Origin of the sequence: Aquamicrobium zhengzhouense (assembly GCF_016124105.1) — a bacterium.
GTDB lineage: Bacteria > Pseudomonadota > Alphaproteobacteria > Rhizobiales > Rhizobiaceae > Aerobium > Aerobium zhengzhouense.
The window spans coordinates 19,403-35,311 of record NZ_JADGMQ010000015.1; the positions used below are offsets into that span (position 1 = coordinate 19,403).

General features: G+C 59.8%; 16 protein-coding genes and 1 other RNA gene. 10 read left to right on the forward strand and 7 right to left on the reverse strand.

Annotation, left to right across the window (positions count from 1 at the left end; all coding sequences use genetic code 11):
• The first annotated feature begins 87 nt into the window (after positions 1–87).
• The 3 genes from IOD40_RS16680 to IOD40_RS16690 all read left to right on the forward strand — a co-directional run bounded on the left by IOD40_RS16680 (position 88) and on the right by IOD40_RS16690 (position 3,205).
• A complete protein-coding gene (locus tag IOD40_RS16680) occupies positions 88–930 on the forward strand; it encodes a shikimate dehydrogenase family protein (RefSeq protein WP_198477840.1) in 843 nt (280 codons plus the stop codon).
• Between the two features lie 127 nt (positions 931–1,057).
• Positions 1,058–2,578 carry an L-piperidine-6-carboxylate dehydrogenase gene (gene amaB / locus IOD40_RS16685; protein ID WP_198477841.1) on the forward strand — a complete coding sequence of 507 codons (1,521 nt, stop codon included), beginning with the start codon at positions 1,058–1,060 and terminating at the stop codon, positions 2,576–2,578.
• Between the two features lie 120 nt (positions 2,579–2,698).
• A complete protein-coding gene (locus tag IOD40_RS16690; protein WP_198477842.1) occupies positions 2,699–3,205 on the forward strand; it encodes a pyridoxamine 5'-phosphate oxidase family protein in 507 nt (168 codons plus the stop codon).
• Positions 3,206–3,221: 16 nt separating this feature from the next.
• Here the strand turns inward: IOD40_RS16690 and IOD40_RS16695 are convergent, their stop codons facing one another.
• Both IOD40_RS16695 and alr read right to left on the reverse strand, forming a co-directional pair.
• A complete protein-coding gene (locus IOD40_RS16695) occupies positions 3,222–4,472 on the reverse strand; it encodes a D-amino acid dehydrogenase (RefSeq protein WP_198477843.1) in 1,251 nt (416 codons plus the stop codon).
• Between the two features lie 29 nt (positions 4,473–4,501).
• Entirely contained in the window at positions 4,502–5,623 is a 1,122-nt protein-coding gene (alr, locus tag IOD40_RS16700; protein ID WP_325099763.1) for an alanine racemase, read from the reverse strand.
• A 123-nt stretch (positions 5,624–5,746) separates the two neighbouring features.
• Here alr and IOD40_RS16705 point away from each other — a divergent pair, with 123 nt between their 5' ends.
• From IOD40_RS16705 to IOD40_RS16730, 6 genes are all read left to right on the forward strand, one after another.
• Entirely contained in the window at positions 5,747–6,211 is a 465-nt protein-coding gene (locus IOD40_RS16705) for an Lrp/AsnC family transcriptional regulator (protein ID WP_198477845.1), read from the forward strand.
• 374 nt (positions 6,212–6,585) lie between these two features.
• Positions 6,586–8,466, forward strand: a complete 1,881-nt coding sequence (locus IOD40_RS16710) for a HAMP domain-containing methyl-accepting chemotaxis protein (protein ID WP_210336955.1) — start codon at positions 6,586–6,588, stop codon at positions 8,464–8,466.
• A gap of 185 nt (positions 8,467–8,651) precedes the next feature.
• Positions 8,652–9,125 (forward strand): chemotaxis protein CheW, encoded by a 474-nt coding sequence (locus IOD40_RS16715; protein WP_198477847.1) that lies wholly within the window; start codon positions 8,652–8,654, stop codon positions 9,123–9,125.
• A complete protein-coding gene (locus tag IOD40_RS16720) occupies positions 9,122–10,006 on the forward strand; it encodes a protein-glutamate O-methyltransferase (protein ID WP_198477848.1) in 885 nt (294 codons plus the stop codon). The genes IOD40_RS16715 and IOD40_RS16720 overlap by 4 nt, the downstream gene beginning before the upstream one ends.
• A gap of 3 nt (positions 10,007–10,009) precedes the next feature.
• Positions 10,010–11,047 carry a protein-glutamate methylesterase/protein-glutamine glutaminase gene (locus IOD40_RS16725; RefSeq protein ID WP_198477849.1) on the forward strand — a complete coding sequence of 346 codons (1,038 nt, stop codon included), beginning with the start codon at positions 10,010–10,012 and terminating at the stop codon, positions 11,045–11,047.
• Positions 11,048–11,111: 64 nt separating this feature from the next.
• On the forward strand, positions 11,112–11,696 hold the full coding sequence (locus IOD40_RS16730; protein WP_198477850.1) for a chemotaxis protein CheD: 585 nt from the start codon (positions 11,112–11,114) through the stop codon (positions 11,694–11,696).
• Between the two features lie 4 nt (positions 11,697–11,700).
• Here IOD40_RS16730 and msrB read toward each other — a convergent pair whose 3' ends face one another.
• Genes msrB through IOD40_RS16745 form a run of 3 tightly spaced genes read right to left on the reverse strand, consistent with a single transcriptional unit; the run spans position 11,701 to position 14,194 of the window.
• Complete coding sequence (msrB, locus tag IOD40_RS16735; RefSeq protein WP_198477851.1) at positions 11,701–12,108, reverse strand: peptide-methionine (R)-S-oxide reductase MsrB; 408 nt, start codon at positions 12,106–12,108, stop codon at positions 11,701–11,703.
• 55 nt (positions 12,109–12,163) lie between these two features.
• Positions 12,164–13,354: a vWA domain-containing protein gene (locus IOD40_RS16740; RefSeq protein WP_198477852.1), complete on the reverse strand. Its 1,191-nt coding sequence runs from the start codon at positions 13,352–13,354 to the stop codon at positions 12,164–12,166.
• A gap of 6 nt (positions 13,355–13,360) precedes the next feature.
• Positions 13,361–14,194, reverse strand: a complete 834-nt coding sequence (locus IOD40_RS16745) for an AAA family ATPase (protein ID WP_198477853.1) — start codon at positions 14,192–14,194, stop codon at positions 13,361–13,363.
• Positions 14,195–14,307: 113 nt separating this feature from the next.
• Here IOD40_RS16745 and ssrS point away from each other — a divergent pair.
• A non-coding RNA gene (gene ssrS, locus IOD40_RS16750) (6S RNA) lies at positions 14,308–14,464 on the forward strand.
• Positions 14,465–14,495: 31 nt separating this feature from the next.
• On the opposite strand, the gene phoB is transcribed toward ssrS, so the two are convergent.
• Positions 14,496–15,185, reverse strand: coding sequence for a phosphate regulon transcriptional regulator PhoB (gene phoB / locus IOD40_RS16755; protein WP_198477854.1), 690 nt, complete (start codon positions 15,183–15,185; stop codon positions 14,496–14,498).
• 14 nt (positions 15,186–15,199) lie between these two features.
• A complete protein-coding gene (gene phoU, locus IOD40_RS16760) occupies positions 15,200–15,904 on the reverse strand; it encodes a phosphate signaling complex protein PhoU (RefSeq protein ID WP_198477855.1) in 705 nt (234 codons plus the stop codon).
• Between the last annotated feature and the right edge of the window lie 5 nt (positions 15,905–15,909).

Below are 15,909 nucleotides of genomic sequence, written 5' to 3' on the forward strand. Positions count from 1 at the left end.
AAATATATGATGTTTCAGGAAATGTCGGCTGTCGACGCATTGAATTGCGCGGCGGGCAGGCCACGCTTATGCGGAGAGGACCGGAAGATGGTGCGGCTCGGATTGATCGGCGACAATATCAAGCGCTCCAAGTCACCGCTTCTGCATCGTCTTGCAGGCAGGCTTTGCGGCCTGGAAGTCACCTATGAGTCTCTCATACCAGCAGATCTGGACCTCGATTTCGACGCGGTGTTCGAGCGATGCCGGAGCGAGGGCTTTGCCGGCATCAATATCACCTATCCGTACAAGGAGACCGTTTTCTCGCGCCTCGTGGTCGATGATCCGCGGGTGCGTGCGATCGGTGCCTGCAACACCGTTCTTTTTCGCGAAGATGGGTCTTACGGGCTGAACACCGACTATACCGGCTTTATCGCCGCCATAAGAGGCGGGCTCCAGGGCGCAGCACCCGGAACGGTTGCAATGGCCGGCGCGGGCGGTGTTGGCAAGGCGGTCGCTTTCGGTCTTGCGGATCTCGAGGCCGATGAGCTTCGCATCTTCGACATGGACCCGAACAAGGCTGAGGCACTTGCGTCTTCCTTGAGGGCGGCAAATTCGTCGATGAAAGTGGCCGTCGCGTCGACGATTGAAGAAGCCGTCGGTGGCAGTGACGGGTTGGTCAACTGCACTCCGCTCGGCATGAACGGGATTGCAGGAACGGCGATCCCGCGCCAGCTTATTCCGGGACGCCGGTGGGCCTTTGACGCGGTCTACACCCCGGTAGACACAGAGTTTCTTCTGGATGCGCGTGCCGAAGGCGTGACGACAATCAGCGGTTACGAACTGTTCTTCCACCAGGGAGTCGACGCTTTTCGAGCGTTCGTTGGACGTGATGTCGATCCTGATGCGCTGAGGGCAGCTCTTCTGTCGGAAGCTGCCGGATCATCTGACTGACAAGAATCGTGGACGAAGGCGATCGCGCCATTGGACTGTTCCCATCGACTGATTTCCCGTTAGTGTTGGGCTCATGATCTGAGCAATGCAGCGCATCAGGGCTGCACGACACATGATGGAGAAGTGGATGACACAGGCTGTGGACGTGAAACAGGAAGCTGCCGCAATCCTCGACAGGCTTGGCGTGGAGCGTGACGCCTGGACCGGGGGCGAGATGGCATCCAGCAGCCCGGTTACTGGTGAGGAAATTGCCCGCTTAAAGGTGACATCTGATACCTCGGCGGCAATCGAAGCCGCGCACGCCGCGTTCCTGGAGTGGCGCCTTGTCCCGGCCCCGCGGCGCGGCGAATTGGTGCGTCTTCTGGGCGAGGAACTGCGCGCTGCAAAGGCCGATCTTGGGCGTCTTGTGTCCCTTGAGGCTGGCAAGATTACCTCCGAAGGTCTTGGCGAAGTCCAGGAAATGATCGACATTTGCGACTTCGCGGTTGGTCTGTCTCGCCAGCTCTACGGGCTGACCATCGCGACCGAGCGACCCGGCCACCGCATGATGGAAACGTGGCATCCTCTGGGAGTCGTTGGCATCATCTCCGCCTTCAACTTCCCGGTCGCGGTGTGGTCGTGGAACGCAGCCCTAGCGCTAGTCTGCGGCAATTCGATTGTGTGGAAGCCATCGGAGAAGACACCGCTTACCGCACTGGCGAGCCAGGCGATACTTGAACGGGCGATCGCGCGGTTTGGTGAAGCACCGAAGGGCCTCAGCACACTGCTGATCGGCGACCGTGCGGTCGGCGAAGCGCTGGTGGATCATCCGAAGGTCGCGTTGGTCTCCGCTACCGGATCCACCCGCATGGGCCGAGAAGTCGGACCACGCCTCGCAAAACGGTTTGCCCGCGCCATCCTGGAACTTGGCGGAAACAATGGCGGCATCGTCTGCCCGTCCGCAGACCTCGACATGACCCTTCGCGCAGTGGCTTTTGGCGCTATGGGAACGGCAGGCCAGCGCTGCACCACCTTGCGTCGTCTCTTCGTTCACGTCGACGTTTATGATCAGCTGGTCCCGCGCCTGAAGAAGGCTTACGAAAGTGTATCGGTCGGCAACCCGCTTGAGACCTCCGCATTGGTGGGTCCTTTGATCGACAAGGCGGCCTTCGATGGAATGCAAAAAGCTCTCGAAGCGGCACGGGCGGCGGGAGGTGTCGTGACCGGTGGCGAGCGTGTGCGCGAGGCAGGCAAGGATGAGGCCTTTTACGTGCGCCCGGCTCTGGTCGAGATGCCGGAACAGGCGGGGCCTGTGCTGGAAGAAACCTTTGCCCCAATCCTCTATGTCATGCGCTATTCAGATTTTGACGAGGCGCTGCGACTGCATAATGCCGTGGCAGCTGGGCTGTCATCATCGATCTTCACGCTGAACATGCAGGAGGCCGAGCGCTTTCTGGCTGCCGACGGCTCCGACTGCGGCATTGCCAATGTGAATATAGGCACGTCCGGAGCGGAAATTGGCGGAGCATTTGGCGGTGAGAAAGAAACGGGCGGTGGCCGTGAGAGCGGATCAGACGCCTGGAAGGCCTATATGCGCCGCGCAACCAACACGGTGAACTATTCGAAAGCCTTGCCGCTCGCGCAAGGTGTCTCATTCGACATCGACTAGAGAGCCAACTATCGCTCTGTCCTCCCCGTGCTGCGGCGAAGGGGAGGACAGTTGGCCATGCCACTGGTGGGGAACGAAGCGCTGCGGGCAGCGTTGATCGGGCCAACAAGGAGTGGCCCCATGAAAGAACAGCAGCACGACAATCCGGCATCGCCGGCAGAAGTCGCCGACCGTATCTGGGAACTTGCCGAGAAAATCGATATCTGCATGCTGACCACCTGGACGGGCGAAGAGCAGCACAGCCGCCCGATGTCCGCGCGTCCGCGCAGGGACGAAAACGCTTTTTACTTTCTGGCAGACGTTTCCGGCGAGAAAAATGCCGAGATCGAGCGGTTTCCGACCGTGTCGCTAGCTTGGGCCGACAACAGCAATTACCGCTATGTTCTGGTATCCGGCAAAGCCGAACTGTCGGACGACCGCACGAAAATTGCAGAGCTGTGGTCCGAGACGGACAAGATCTGGTGGGAGGACATGGATGACCCAACCATCCGCGTCCTGAAAGTGACGCCAGAGCGCGGTGAGATCTGGGATAGCCCCAACAAAGTAATCAGTGGTGCCAAGATGCTGATGTCGTTTGTGACGGGTTCAGCACCAGATCTGGGCGACAACGCCGAAGTGCGCCTCTGACGACAAACTCTGGCGTTCAGCCATAGCGGCTGATCGCCAGATCCTTCGCATCTATCTCAGGCGTGCGGCCACTGACGAGGTCACTAATGACCCGCGCAGACCCGGTGCTCATCGTCCAGCCAAGTGTTCCGTGTCCGGTATTCAGGAAAAGCCCCTTGATGTGGGTTCCGCCGATGACCGGCGTTCCGTCGGGCGTCATCGGACGCAGGCCCGACCAGTAGATCGCCTTGCTGATGTCGCCGCCGGGGAAGAGATCCATCACCGAATGATTGAGGGTGCTGCGCCGTTTAATGCTGAGATCATTCGTGTAGCCTGATATCTCGGCCATCCCACCGACCCGGATGCGGTCTCCGAGGCGCGTGATGGCGATCTTGAACGTCTCATCCATGATCGTTGAGACTGGCGCGCGGGTCGGCTCAACCACCGGCATGGTGAGAGAATATCCCTTCACTGGATAGACCGGCAGCTGGATGCCGTGTGGCTTGAGAAGAAGCGGCGAATAGCTGCCAAGCGCAACCACGGCAGCGTCGGCCTCCAGCCGTCCATTTTTTGTGATCACGGCTCGGAGGCCGCCTGCCTCGATATCCAAACCAGTGATAGGCGTTTCGTAAAGAAAACGAACCCCCAGCGCTTCAGCCTTTGCTGCCAGGGCGTTTGCGAACTTGAAGCAGTCGCCGGTCTCGTCCTGCGGGGTAAGGAGACCGCCGACAATCTTGTCCCGGACATGCGCGAGCGCAGGTTCAGCCCGGATGCACCCGTCGCGATCCAGAACTTCATAAGGAATGCCATCAGCGGCCAGCGCCTTGACGTCCTTGGCCGATGCGTCCAGCTGCGCCTCGGTGCGAAACAACTGCAAGGTGCCCTTCATCGCCTCGTCATAGGCGATGCCGGTTTCTTCGCGCAGGGCTGCAAGAGAGATGCGGCTGTAGTCCGACAGGCGCAACATCCGGCTCTTGTTGATGGCGTACCGCTCCGCCGTGCAGTTAGACAGCATGCGAAACAGCCAGGACAACATCGCAGCGTCGAACTTTGGCCGTAAGATAAGCGGCGCGTGCTGCATGAACAGCCACTTCACCGCCTTGAGCGGAATGCCGGGAGCTGCCCATGGCGAGCAGTAGCCAAAGGAGACCTCGCCAGCATTGGCAAAGCTGGTTTCGAGAGCCGGGCCGGTCTGGCGATCGACAACGGTAACCTCATGGCCAGCCTTGGCCAGCTGATAGGCCGTGGTGACACCGATAATTCCAGCGCCAAGAACGATCACTCTCATTCTATTTGCCCCTCTTTGCTCTAGCCCGGTCAAACGTAACGTCGCCGGTATCTGCCGCCGAGACTGGTGAGAATTTCATAAGAGATGGTGCCGGCCGCATGTGCCACCTCGTCGAGGCTCTGGTTGGGGCCTATCACTTCGACGAGGCTCCCAAGGTCGAGCGCGCCCTCTGGCAGTGCGGAGATGTCGATGATGATGGAATCCATCGACACGCGCCCGACAATTGGCAAGCGAGTGCCTTCGAAATAGACCGCCCCCCGGTTGCTCAAGGTGCGGGGCAGTCCGTCAGCATAACCGGCGGCGATCGTTGCAAGCCGCATTTCGCCGGTCGCCAGGAAACTTGCGCCATAACCAATAGCGGTGCTGGCCGGGACCCGGCGTGTCTGGACGACAGCGACTTCGAGGCGGACCACCGCTTCCATCGGGTTTGGAACCCCGAAGGTCGGCGCACCGCCATAAAGCGCGATGCCGGGTCGAACGAGCCCCCCGTGATAATCCGAACCAAGAAACACCCCGCCGGAATTGGCGAAGCTGAGCTCAGTTCTTTGAGTGTCGGCGATTGCGCGCTGCATCTCCGCAAGTTGCTGGACGTTTTGCGGATGCGCAGCCTCATCGGCGCAGGCAAGGTGGCTCATGATGAAAAGGACATCGAGCGGTGCATCCTCAAGGATCGCGCGCACGGCTCCACGCTCCTCAGGCGCGATGCCAAGCCGTGACATCCCGGTGTCGAACTGAATGACGACCTTCAGTCTGCGCCCAAGCGTCGTGGCGGTTTCCCGCCAGCGCCTCAGCTGAAGCAGGGAGTTTGCGACGGGGATCGCATTGATGCTGGCGCACAACGCTTCATTCCCCGGCTGAAGACCGTTCAGGACGAAAAGGCGTGCTTCCGGCGGAAGGTGCGGGCGCAGCTGGACAGCTTCAACAAACTCCGCGACGAAAAAATCCCGGCAACCTTCAGCCAAGAGCGCTGCAGCGACCTGGCGCGCCCCAAGGCCATAGGCGTTCGCCTTTACGACACCGGCTGCGCGAGCTGGTGCAACACGGTTTGAGATCTGCGCATAATTGCGTCTCAAGGCAGCAAGATCGATCGTCAGATAGCCCGAAGGCGTGAGCTCGTTGATCAGGCTTGTTTCTACCGTCTCGTAAATCACGTCGCACTCCTTGATAAAAGAAGGGTATCGAATGATCGACGACATTTCTTGCTGTTTTTTCGCATTAAATTTGTTCAAATATTCCAAAATGGCAGACGATGAGATGGTTTCGAACAAAGTGCTATGATCGAATTTGACAGAACAGACCGAGAGATTCTGCGCTTGCTACGTCTTGACGGGAGGATGACGAACGCCAGACTGGCGGAGCAGGTTGGGCTATCGCCATCGGCGTGCCTGCGCCGGGTCAAGCTGATGGAGCAATCCGGCCTGATCCGTGGATATACGGCCCTTGTGGACCCTTCACGCACCGAGGCGTCAATTGCCGTCATCATCAACATCACACTTGAACGCCAGACAGAAGAATATCTGGACCGGTTCGAGGCGGCCGTGCGGAAGCATCCTGAAATCAAGGAGTGCTTTTTGATGACCGGGGGCGCTGACTATCTGCTGCGTGTCGAAGTCGGCAATGCGGGCGAGTTCGAGCGGATCCATAAGGAGATCCTGTCGAAAATGCCTGGTGTTCTGCGGATTCACTCCAGTTTCGCCATCCGCAATGTTCTTGCGACACGGACGAGGACGCGAAGCTGAGCGGGTGAGGACCTGCAGGTCTTGGCGGGCGTTCCCGGGCGGGGTCGTGGTCGATACCACTTCGATAAGCGTGAAGCATCCCAGATCTTCGATACATTAGAATAAGCTAAGCTTCTCCAAGAATTGGTCGCAACACATAAGTGAACGGTCGCCCTGCACCTATTATGCGTCGAGAGAGTTCGTCGTTAGCGGCCTGTTAACCTGCCATTGTCATCAACTGAGCTGGGGTGCCGCGCAGATTTGTGTGCGGTCAGGGGACTAACCGGTTTGATCCGGGTCGTGGAAAGGCGGGGGTTGTTGTGCTGATCACGAACTTGAGAATATCGCGCAAACTTGCATTGGGATTCTTTGCCGTGGTGGCAACCATCCTGGCAATGAGCGCGACGATATACTGGAATCTCGTCAGTTCTCGCGTCGCGCAGGAAGAGCGCGCGCTCGTGAATCAGGTGATGGAGCGTGTTCAGAACGCGATCACCCTGAACGCCCGTCAGGAGAACAGCTATCGCGGCTTCCTGCTGACGAACGATCCCTTTTATTTTTCGCGGCTCGAAGAGCACCGCGACAATTTCAATGAGCAGATCGAGCATTTGAGGGCGCTCACCACCGGCTTCCCTGAAATGGGTGAGCATATCGATGTCGCATCGGAGGCTTTGAACGCCTGGTGGATGAATGTTGTCGACACCGGCAAGGCCTTGTCGGCGGACCCGGCGCGACGCCCTCGCGCTATCCAGATGGTCGGACGCTCCGGCATTGCCGATACCTATATGAACAAGGTCGAATCGGCGATCCAGACCGTCAGCGAAGCCGCGAATGTGCGCATTCAGGCGGCTCGCGTGGCTGCAGATGAGGCGCTCGAATTCAACGAGCTCGCGCTCGCAATCGGTCTGGTCATCGCAATCATCATTGCAACCGCTCTCGGCTTCCTCCTGACACGCATGATTGCAGGACCGATTACCGGATTGACGGGCGTGATGGGGCGCCTCGCTGCTGGCGATCATTCAGTTGAGGTTGAAGGCCTCGATCGTCGCGATGAGATCGGCGAGATGGCGCGGGCGGTTCAGGTCTTCAAGGAGGGCGCAATCGAAAAGCTCCGTGTCGAAGGCGAGGCTGAACGCGTTCGCAACATGACCGAGAGCGAACGCCAGCTCCACGAGGCCGAAAAGGCACGCGCTGCCGAGGAAGATCAGGTTGCGATCACCGCGATCGGCCGCGGACTTGCTGCGCTGGCCGGTGGCGATCTGACGTTCCGCGTGACAGAGGCCTTCAGTGCGAAGGCGCAGCCGTTGAAGGATAATTTCAACCGTACGGCCGAACAGCTTCAGGAGACGATGGCGACGATCTTCAGGGCGATCGAGGGCATGCGCTCGGGGACCGGTGAGATCAGCCAGGCCGCTGATGATCTGTCGCGCCGCACCGAACAGCAGGCAGCAAGCCTCGAAGAGACTGCTGCGGCGCTTGACCAGATCACGGCAACCGTCAAAACGACTGCGGAGGGCGCAGTCCGTGCCTCCGACCTGACCGGCCAGGCCCGACAGGGCGCAGAGCGATCCGGCATCGTCGTTCGCGATGCGGTATCGGCAATGGCGCAGATCGAGAAGTCGTCCGACCAGATCAGCCAGATCATCGGCGTGATCGATGAGATCGCGTTCCAGACCAACCTTCTGGCTCTGAATGCAGGCGTAGAAGCTGCCCGTGCTGGCGACGCGGGCAGAGGCTTTGCCGTGGTTGCATCGGAGGTGCGTGCACTGGCTCAGCGGTCCGCCGAGGCGGCCAAGGAGATCAAGGAGCTTATCTCCACGTCGACCCAGCAGGTGGGTCAGGGAGTGGATCTCGTGGGGCAGACGGGCACCGCTCTTGAGAAGATCGTTGCGCAGGTCGCCGAGATTACAGGCCTTGTAACCGAGATCGCTGCATCCGCACGTGAGCAGTCCACGGGTCTGGCCGAGGTCAACTCGGCGGTGAACCAGATGGATCAGGTCACCCAGCAGAACGCCGCGATGGTCGAGGAATCCACTGCTGCAAGCCATAGCCTCGCTCAGGAGGCGGAGGAGCTTGGCCGCCTTGTGTCGAAGTTCAGGCTGGGCGAGGTGTCGGGAACGATCGGCGCCTCGGCAACCAGGACCAGAGAGACGAAGACCCACGCACTTGCGCCTTCCGCCAAGGCACCTGCCCTGAAATCGGTCAGTGGTGGGGCAGGTCTTGCTGCGGCGCTTCTGTCCGAGCAGGCGGACGAGGAAAACTGGGACGAGTTCTAACCCAAGGTTCATCCGGACAATCGGACAGGGGATGCAGTGAGGCTGCATCCCCTGTCGCTATGCGCTCCCGGTTCTTGCCCGCCTGAGGAACGCTGCGGCTCTAAACCGCAAATTAACGATGAGGCCCGACACTCGGTTGTGCGGGGCGTCTGCAGCATCACGGTTTGCAAGACTTTGGGGAAACCATGAACCAGGTTCTGAACACAAAGGCATCTGATCAGCGGCGTGAACTGATCGCTTTCCGGATCGGTGACCAGGAATATTGCGTGGACATCATGATGGTCCGCGAAATCCGTGGCTGGACACCGGCTACGCCACTTCCACACGCGCAGAGCTATATTCGCGGGGTCATCAACCTTCGCGGCACGGTTCTGCCAATCATTGATCTCTCCGAGCGTCTCGGCCTTGGAACGACGATCGCGGAAGCGCGCCACGTCATCATTGTCGTGCGTTGCGAAAATCGCGAAGTGGGGCTCCTGGTCGACGCTGTCTGCGACATTCTCAGCGTCACCGACGAAGAGATCCAGCCGACGCCGAGCGTTGCGAGCGACACTGTGAAGTCGTTTGTACGCGGAATTCTCGCCGTTGAAGGACGCATGATCGGGCTCATCGGGCTCGACCGGATCCTTCCGGACGAGTTTGAGGCCGAAGCTGCATGACAATCACCACGCGGCCTGGAGCATCCGGGCGCAAGAAGGCATTGGTCGAGGGCGAATTTCTTTTCACCAACGACGATTTCCTGTCGATCGCGCGTATGCTTTACGACGACGCCGGGATCGCCTTGTCCGAAAGCAAAGCTTCCCTGGTTTATTCGCGCCTCGCCAAGCGGCTGCGCGCGCTGGGGCTTGAGAGCTTTCGCGACTATTGCAGCTATGTCGCGGGCTCAGAAGGAGCCGGCGAGCGTATGAACATGCTTGCCGCGCTGACGACCAATGTGACGCGCTTCTTTCGCGAGCCGCACCATTTCGACCACCTGAGGACAAAGGTGCTGCCTTCACTGGTGCAAAAGGCGCGAGCAGGCGGTCGTGTTCGCTTTTGGTCGGCAGGATGTTCGACGGGACAAGAGCCGTTTTCGATTGCCCTGACCGTGTTGCAGTTGATGCCGGAAGCTGCGGATTATGACGTGCGCATTCTCGCCACTGATATTGATCCGAACGTCGTCGCAACAGGTCGCGCGGGCGTCTATTCCGACGAAGCCGTACAGCCAGTTCCAGCGTCGCTTCGCGACCGCTGGATGGTCCGCGTCAAGGATCACGGCCGTGACGCCTGGGGCGTCTGCGAAGAGATGCGCAGGCTCGTGGCGTTCCGTGAACTCAATCTGATGGCGCAGTGGCCGATGAAGGGCAAGTTCGACGCCATTTTCTGCCGCAACGTGGTGATCTATTTTGATGAGCCGACCCAGGCTCGTATCTGGGCAAGATTTGCGCCGTTGCTACAGCCAGGTGGCCGCCTCTATGTCGGCCATTCGGAGCGGGTGACGGATATGACGAAATTCGAGAATGACGGTCTCACGACCTACAGGCTCAAGGACGGTTTTTAGAAAATGAGCGGGGTCAAAGTGCTCGTGGTGGACGACAGTGCCACCATGCGTAGTCTTATTTCAGCTGTGCTTCGCCGTGATCCGGACATTGAGGTTGTCGGACATGCCGGTGACCCGTTTGAGGCGCGTGAAGCGATCAAGCGGCTCAATCCGGATGTCATCACCCTCGACGTCGAGATGCCCAATATGAACGGGCTGAGCTTCCTTGAAAAAATCATGCGGCTTCGGCCGATGCCGGTGGTGATGGTCTCGACGCTGACGCAGGTTGGCGCAGATGTCACGCTTGCTGCTCTTGAACTGGGTGCCGTTGATTGTGTTGGCAAGCCGGGAATGGGCGCTCCCGTCGAGGAAGCGTTCGGCGATCTGGCTGTGAGAGTGAAGTCTGCAGCGCGCGCACGTGTTCGTGCGGGCTCCGATCGAACTCCCGCGTATTCTGCCAATAGCGTCTTCAGGCCGGATGGCCGCATCGTCGCGATTGGATCGTCGACGGGTGGCGTTGAGGCGCTGATGAACGTGCTCTCGGCATTTCCAGCCAATTGCCCGCCGACTGTCATTACGCAGCATATGCCCGCCACATTCACCAAAAGCTTTGCAGAGCGGCTCAATCGCGTCTGCCCCGCACATGTGAGCGAGGCGACAGAGGGTGCACCGCTGACGCCGGGAAACATCTACATCGCCCCCGGTGGCGACTATCATCTGACCGTCGGTGGGACTGCGCAGTTGCGTTGCCGTCTTAGCACCCACGAGCCGGTGAACGGTCATCGCCCGTCCGTCGACGTCCTGTTCGAATCCGTCGCTCGTCACGCGCGCGCGAGAGCAGTTGGGGTCATCCTTACCGGAATGGGTCGTGATGGCGCGCGCGGGCTGCACCTCATGCGCTCCGTCGGCGCACATACGATCGGGCAGAACGAGGCGACGTCGGTAGTGTACGGAATGCCCAAAGTGGCCTATGAGATCGGCGCTGTCGAACGACAGTTGCCGCTCGAGCGCATTGGCGCCGAAATCATCAATCGCTGCAATGCAGTGCGGGAAGCAGTCTAGTGGTCCTCAGCCTGGTCGAACTTACTATCGGTCGCGTACCAAGCGTCATGGTGAGCCAGCAGCCATGACGATCCGACCCTCCGTCGGCGCGCATTCCCTGCCGAGACGGGATGAAGACAGGCAAAAGCGGGTTCACATCGTTCAGGGTGAGCAATATGTCAGCGACGACCCCGAGATGGTGCTGACCACGCTGCTGGGCAGCTGCGTGGCTGCGTGCATTCGCGATCCGTTTGCCGGGGTGGGCGGCATGAACCATTTCCTGCTGCCAGGCGGTTTCGAGAATGAACGCGCGTTGGAACGTCATGGCGTTCACGCGATGGAGCTGCTTCTCAATGAACTGCTTAAGCGCGGCGCGCGGCGGGAGCGGCTTGAGGCAAAGCTGTTCGGCGGCGCGAGACTGATCGACGGGCTGACAGATGTCGGCCGGCAGAACGCCAAGTTCGCCGTCGCCTTCCTGGACAATGAGGGCATCCGCCACGTCGGCGGCAGCCTGTTGGGCGAGCACGGGCGCAAGATCCAGTACTGGCCGGTTTCTGGGCGTGCGCGCCAGTCATTGCTCGAGCGCGAGACCGCGAAGGTGTTCGATAATGAAAGGAACAACCGCCCCGCAGCGAGTTCGGTCGCAAGCGGGACGGTCGAGCTTTTCTAGCTGCTCAGCCGGCGTCCGGCTCAAATTCGAGCGCAATGCCGTTGATGCAGTAACGCAATCCGGTCGGCGGAGGGCCATCCGGGAAAACATGGCCCAGATGGCTGCCACAAGTTGCGCAATGCACTTCGGTGCGGACCATTCCGTAGGAGCGATCCTCGCCCATGGCGACGGAGCCGGGGAGGGGATCATTGAAGCTCGGCCAGCCGGTGCCGCTCTCGAATTTCAGCGTCGACGCAAAAAGCGGTGTGTCGCAACCGACGCATTGGAAAGTGCCGGGTCGGGTTTCATGAAGAAGAGCGCAGCTGCCGGGCCGTTCCGTGCCGTGTTGGCGCATCACCTGATACTGCTCCGGCGTGAGGAGTGCGCGCCACTCCGCATCGGTGCGGGTGACAGGAAAACTTTGTTCAGTCATCGGGAAAAGCTCCGCTATGTCGGTGCAGCAAATGTAAGGCGTCGGCCGGCCCGGCTCAATGGCGGCGCGACAACTCGCGGGTAGCAGCCTCCAGTCCCGCCAAAGTCAGAGGATACATCCGCTGGCTGAAAACATCGCTGATCATCTTGATCGAGTGCGTGTACTGCCAGTGGTTCTCCCGCACGGGGTTCATCCATACGGCGTTCGGCCACTGGTTCAGCACCCGATAAAGCCAGACGATGCCGGCTTCCTGGTTCCAGTGTTCGACTGAGCCGCCTGGCGAGTTGATTTCATAGGGGCTCATCGAGGCGTCGCCGACGAAGACCACCTTGTAGTCCGGACCGAATTTATGCAGGACGTCATAAGTCGGTATCACCTCGGAGTGACGGCGCCTGTTGTCCTTCCAGAGGCCCTCATAGATGCAGTTGTGGAAGTAGAAATACTCCATGTGCTTGAACTCGGAGCGGGCGGCGGAGAAGAGCTCTTCGACAATCTTGATGTGGTCGTCCATCGATCCGCCAACGTCAAAGAACATCAGCAGTTTTACCGCGTTGCGCCGCTCTGGCCTGGTCTTGACGTCGAGATATCCATGTTCGGCGGTGGCAGTGATCGTACCGGGCAGGTCCAGCTCTTCTTCAGCGCCCTCACGAATCCAGCGTCGCAACCGCTTCAGCGCAACTTTGATGTTGCGGGTACCAAGCTCGACGCTGTCATCGAAATTGCGAAACTCGCGCTTGTCCCAGACCTTGACCGCCCGGCGATGACGGCTTTCGGCCTGGCCGATGCGCACGCCTTCCGGGTTATAGCCATAGGCGCCGAAGGGTGACGTGCCCGCCGTGCCAATCCACTTTGACCCGCCCTGGTGACGTTCCTTTTGCTCTTCCAGACGCTTCCTGAGCGTCTCCATCAGCTGATCGAAACCACCGAGGGTCTCGATCAACTTTTTCTCTTCCTCACTCAGGTGCTTTTCGGCGAGCCTTCGAAGCCACTCTTCGGGCAAGTTCGCCACGTCGATGCCATCGTCTCCCGCAAGGGCGTCGAGCCCCTTGAATACATGCGCGAAAACCTGGTCGAAGCGATCGATATAGCGCTCGTCTTTGACGAGGGCCGAGCGGGCCAGATAGTAGAACCCCTCGACATCATAATCGACCAGACCCGATTTCAGGCCCTCGAGCAGCGCCAGATATTCGCGCAGCGAGACAGGAATCTTCGCGGCCTTGAGCTCAAGGAAGAAGGGGAGGAACATCGAGCTCTAGCGCCTCGACATGAACGCAAGGCGTTCAAACAGGTGCACGTCCTGCTCGTTCTTGAGCAGCGCGCCATGCAGACGGGGAAGTGCACTTTTGGCGTCGCCGCGCAAATCTTCAGGTGAGATGTCGTCGGCGACAAGCAGGCGAATCCAATCCAGCGCCTCAGATGTCGACGGCTTCTTCTTCAATCCCTGGGTTTCGCGGATTTCATAGAATTGGGTCAGTGCCGCGCGCACGAGATCCTGCTTGATGCCGGGGTAATGGACATCAACGATCTTCTGCAGCGTCTCCATGTCCGGAAAGCGGATGTAATGGAAGAAGCATCGGCGAAGGAATGCGTCCGGCAGTTCCTTTTCATTGTTGGAGGTGATGATGACGATGGGGCGGTTGACCGCGCGGATGGTCTCGCCGGTTTCGTAAACGTGGAACTCCATGCGGTCGAGTTCCTGCAGCAGATCGTTCGGGAACTCGATGTCCGCCTTGTCGATCTCATCGATCAGCAGCACGACCTTGCGGTCTGTGGTGAAGGCGTCCCACAATTTGCCGCGACGGATGTAGTTGCCGATGTCGTTGAAACGCTCGTCGCCAAGCTGGCTGTCACGCAGGCGCGATACGGCATCATATTCGTAAAGGCCCTGTTGAGCACGTGTGGTCGACTTGACGTTCCACTCGATGAGCTCGACGCCGAGGGCGTCCGCGATCTGGCGGGCAAGTTCCGTCTTGCCGGTGCCAGGTTCGCCCTTCACGAGGAGCGGGCGTTCCAGAGCGATGGCGGCGTTGACGGCCACCATGAGGTCCTTGTCGGCGACATAGGACGCCGTTCCTTCAAAGCGCATCAGACTTCATTCCTCAGGTATCATTTCGGGGCGAACCTAAGGAGAGCCAGGCTTTGGTGCAAGCCTCACATTGGGGCTGGCGGTGACGCGCCGAGCACCCTATATCTGCGGGTGACGATCTGCGCTTCTCGACAGGAGCAACACTTCCCCGGGGCCTTACTGATCCTTAGGGAGCTGTCCCTGTCCGGACCCGTGGGTCCGGGCACACGGCGCCCACCTACTTTGTAGGCCACCGGGATCAACCGCGCCATCGGTCGTCGCGGATCGTCGCTTAACTCATGTCCGGTGCAAAAGAGGCTGATCAGGCTTCCTGCATCGCGTAGCCCGCGCCGCGGATCGTGCGGATCACATCGACATCGGCACCCTTGTTGACCGCCTTGCGCAGGCGACCGACATGGACGTCCACCGTCCGCTCGTCGATGTAGATGGTTTCGCCCCAGACATTGTCGAGCAGCTGGCTGCGGGAAAAGACGCGTCCCGGATGGCGCATCATGAATTCAAGCAGGCGGAACTCGGTGGGCCCAAGCTTGATTTCGGTCTCGCCGCGATGGACGCGGTGAGTTTCGCGGTCGAGAATGATATCGCCGACCTTGAGCACCGACGACAAGACTTCAGGGTTCGCCCGGCGCAGCAAGGCGCGCACTCGTGCGATGAACTCGGGCGTTGAGAAGGGTTTGACGAGGTAGTCGTCCGCGCCGGTGGCAAGGCCGCGGACGCGGTCGGTTTCTTCCCCGCGCGCCGTCAGCATGATGATGGGCAGGCGCTCGGTTTCCGGGCGCAGGCGCAGGCGACGGCATAGCTCGATGCCCGAAACTGCCGGCACCATCCAGTCCAGGACCAGCAGGTCTGGTACATGCTCACGAAGCCGGACCTCGGCCTCGTCGCCTCGAGCGATGACTTCAACCTGATAGCCTTCAGCTTCCAGATTGTATTTGAGGAGGATGCCCAGCGCTTCCTCGTCTTCGACAACCATGATCTTAGGCGCAATCATCAGCCGTCACTCCTTTATGCGGGATCCTGAACAGTCGTCTCGTCACTTTTGGGTCGATTAAGCGGCAACTGGCGACCGGTCGAAATGTAGTAGGCGTTTTCCGCGATGTTGGTCACGTGGTCGCCGATGCGCTCCAGGTTCTTGGCGCAGAAGAGAAGATGGGTACACGCCGTGATGTTGCGGGGATCTTCCATCATGTATGTCAGAAGTTCGCGGAAGATCGAGGTGTATTGGACGTCAATTTCCTGGTCATCGAGGCGCAGCGTTTCCAACCGCTTCTCATCGCGCGCCTCATACGCCGAGACCGCCTCGGAGATCTGGTTCATGACCAGCTTGGCCATCACATCGATTGAGTGTGACAGGCTTTTCGGCGTTGCGCCTTCGCTCACGGCGTTGACGCGCTTGGCAATGTTCTTTGCCAGATCGCCAATCCGCTCAAGCTCAGCAGCCATACGAATGGCACCGACAACGATGCGCAGATCCTGCGCCATGGGCTGGCGCAGCGCGATGATCGTGATGGCGCGTTCGTCCAGCTCACGCTGGCGCGCATCCATGATCGCATCTTCGGAGACGACGCGTTGCGCGAGTGCGGCATCGTTATCAAACAGGGCGCGTGTCGCGTCCGTGACCATGAGCTGGGCCAGATCGCCCATGTCATGGATGAGCTGGTTGATCTGGCCGAGATCCTCATCAAAAGAGGTGACGATGTGAGCTGCCATGAAGT

Coding starts and splice junctions, on each gene's coding strand:
- IOD40_RS16695 (WP_198477843.1), bottom strand. CDS start 4,472: ATGAGAGTGATCGTTCTTGGCGCTGGAATTATCGGTGTCACCACGGCC.
- IOD40_RS16745 (WP_198477853.1), bottom strand. CDS start 14,194: ATGCGCTTTGAAGGAACGGCGTCCTATGTCGCCGACAAGGACCTCATG.
- IOD40_RS16725 (WP_198477849.1), top strand. CDS start 10,010: ATGAGCGGGGTCAAAGTGCTCGTGGTGGACGACAGTGCCACCATGCGT.
- IOD40_RS16715 (WP_198477847.1), top strand. CDS start 8,652: ATGAACCAGGTTCTGAACACAAAGGCATCTGATCAGCGGCGTGAACTG.
- IOD40_RS16740 (WP_198477852.1), bottom strand. CDS start 13,354: ATGTTCCTCCCCTTCTTCCTTGAGCTCAAGGCCGCGAAGATTCCTGTC.
- msrB (WP_198477851.1), bottom strand. CDS start 12,108: ATGACTGAACAAAGTTTTCCTGTCACCCGCACCGATGCGGAGTGGCGC.
- IOD40_RS16730 (WP_198477850.1), top strand. CDS start 11,112: ATGACGATCCGACCCTCCGTCGGCGCGCATTCCCTGCCGAGACGGGAT.
- phoU (WP_198477855.1), bottom strand. CDS start 15,904: ATGGCAGCTCACATCGTCACCTCTTTTGATGAGGATCTCGGCCAGATC.
- IOD40_RS16690 (WP_198477842.1), top strand. CDS start 2,699: ATGAAAGAACAGCAGCACGACAATCCGGCATCGCCGGCAGAAGTCGCC.
- amaB (WP_198477841.1), top strand. CDS start 1,058: ATGACACAGGCTGTGGACGTGAAACAGGAAGCTGCCGCAATCCTCGAC.
- IOD40_RS16720 (WP_198477848.1), top strand. CDS start 9,122: ATGACAATCACCACGCGGCCTGGAGCATCCGGGCGCAAGAAGGCATTG.
- IOD40_RS16710 (WP_210336955.1), top strand. CDS start 6,586: ATGAGCGCGACGATATACTGGAATCTCGTCAGTTCTCGCGTCGCGCAG.
- IOD40_RS16705 (WP_198477845.1), top strand. CDS start 5,747: ATGATCGAATTTGACAGAACAGACCGAGAGATTCTGCGCTTGCTACGT.
- IOD40_RS16680 (WP_198477840.1), top strand. CDS start 88: ATGGTGCGGCTCGGATTGATCGGCGACAATATCAAGCGCTCCAAGTCA.
- phoB (WP_198477854.1), bottom strand. CDS start 15,185: ATGATTGCGCCTAAGATCATGGTTGTCGAAGACGAGGAAGCGCTGGGC.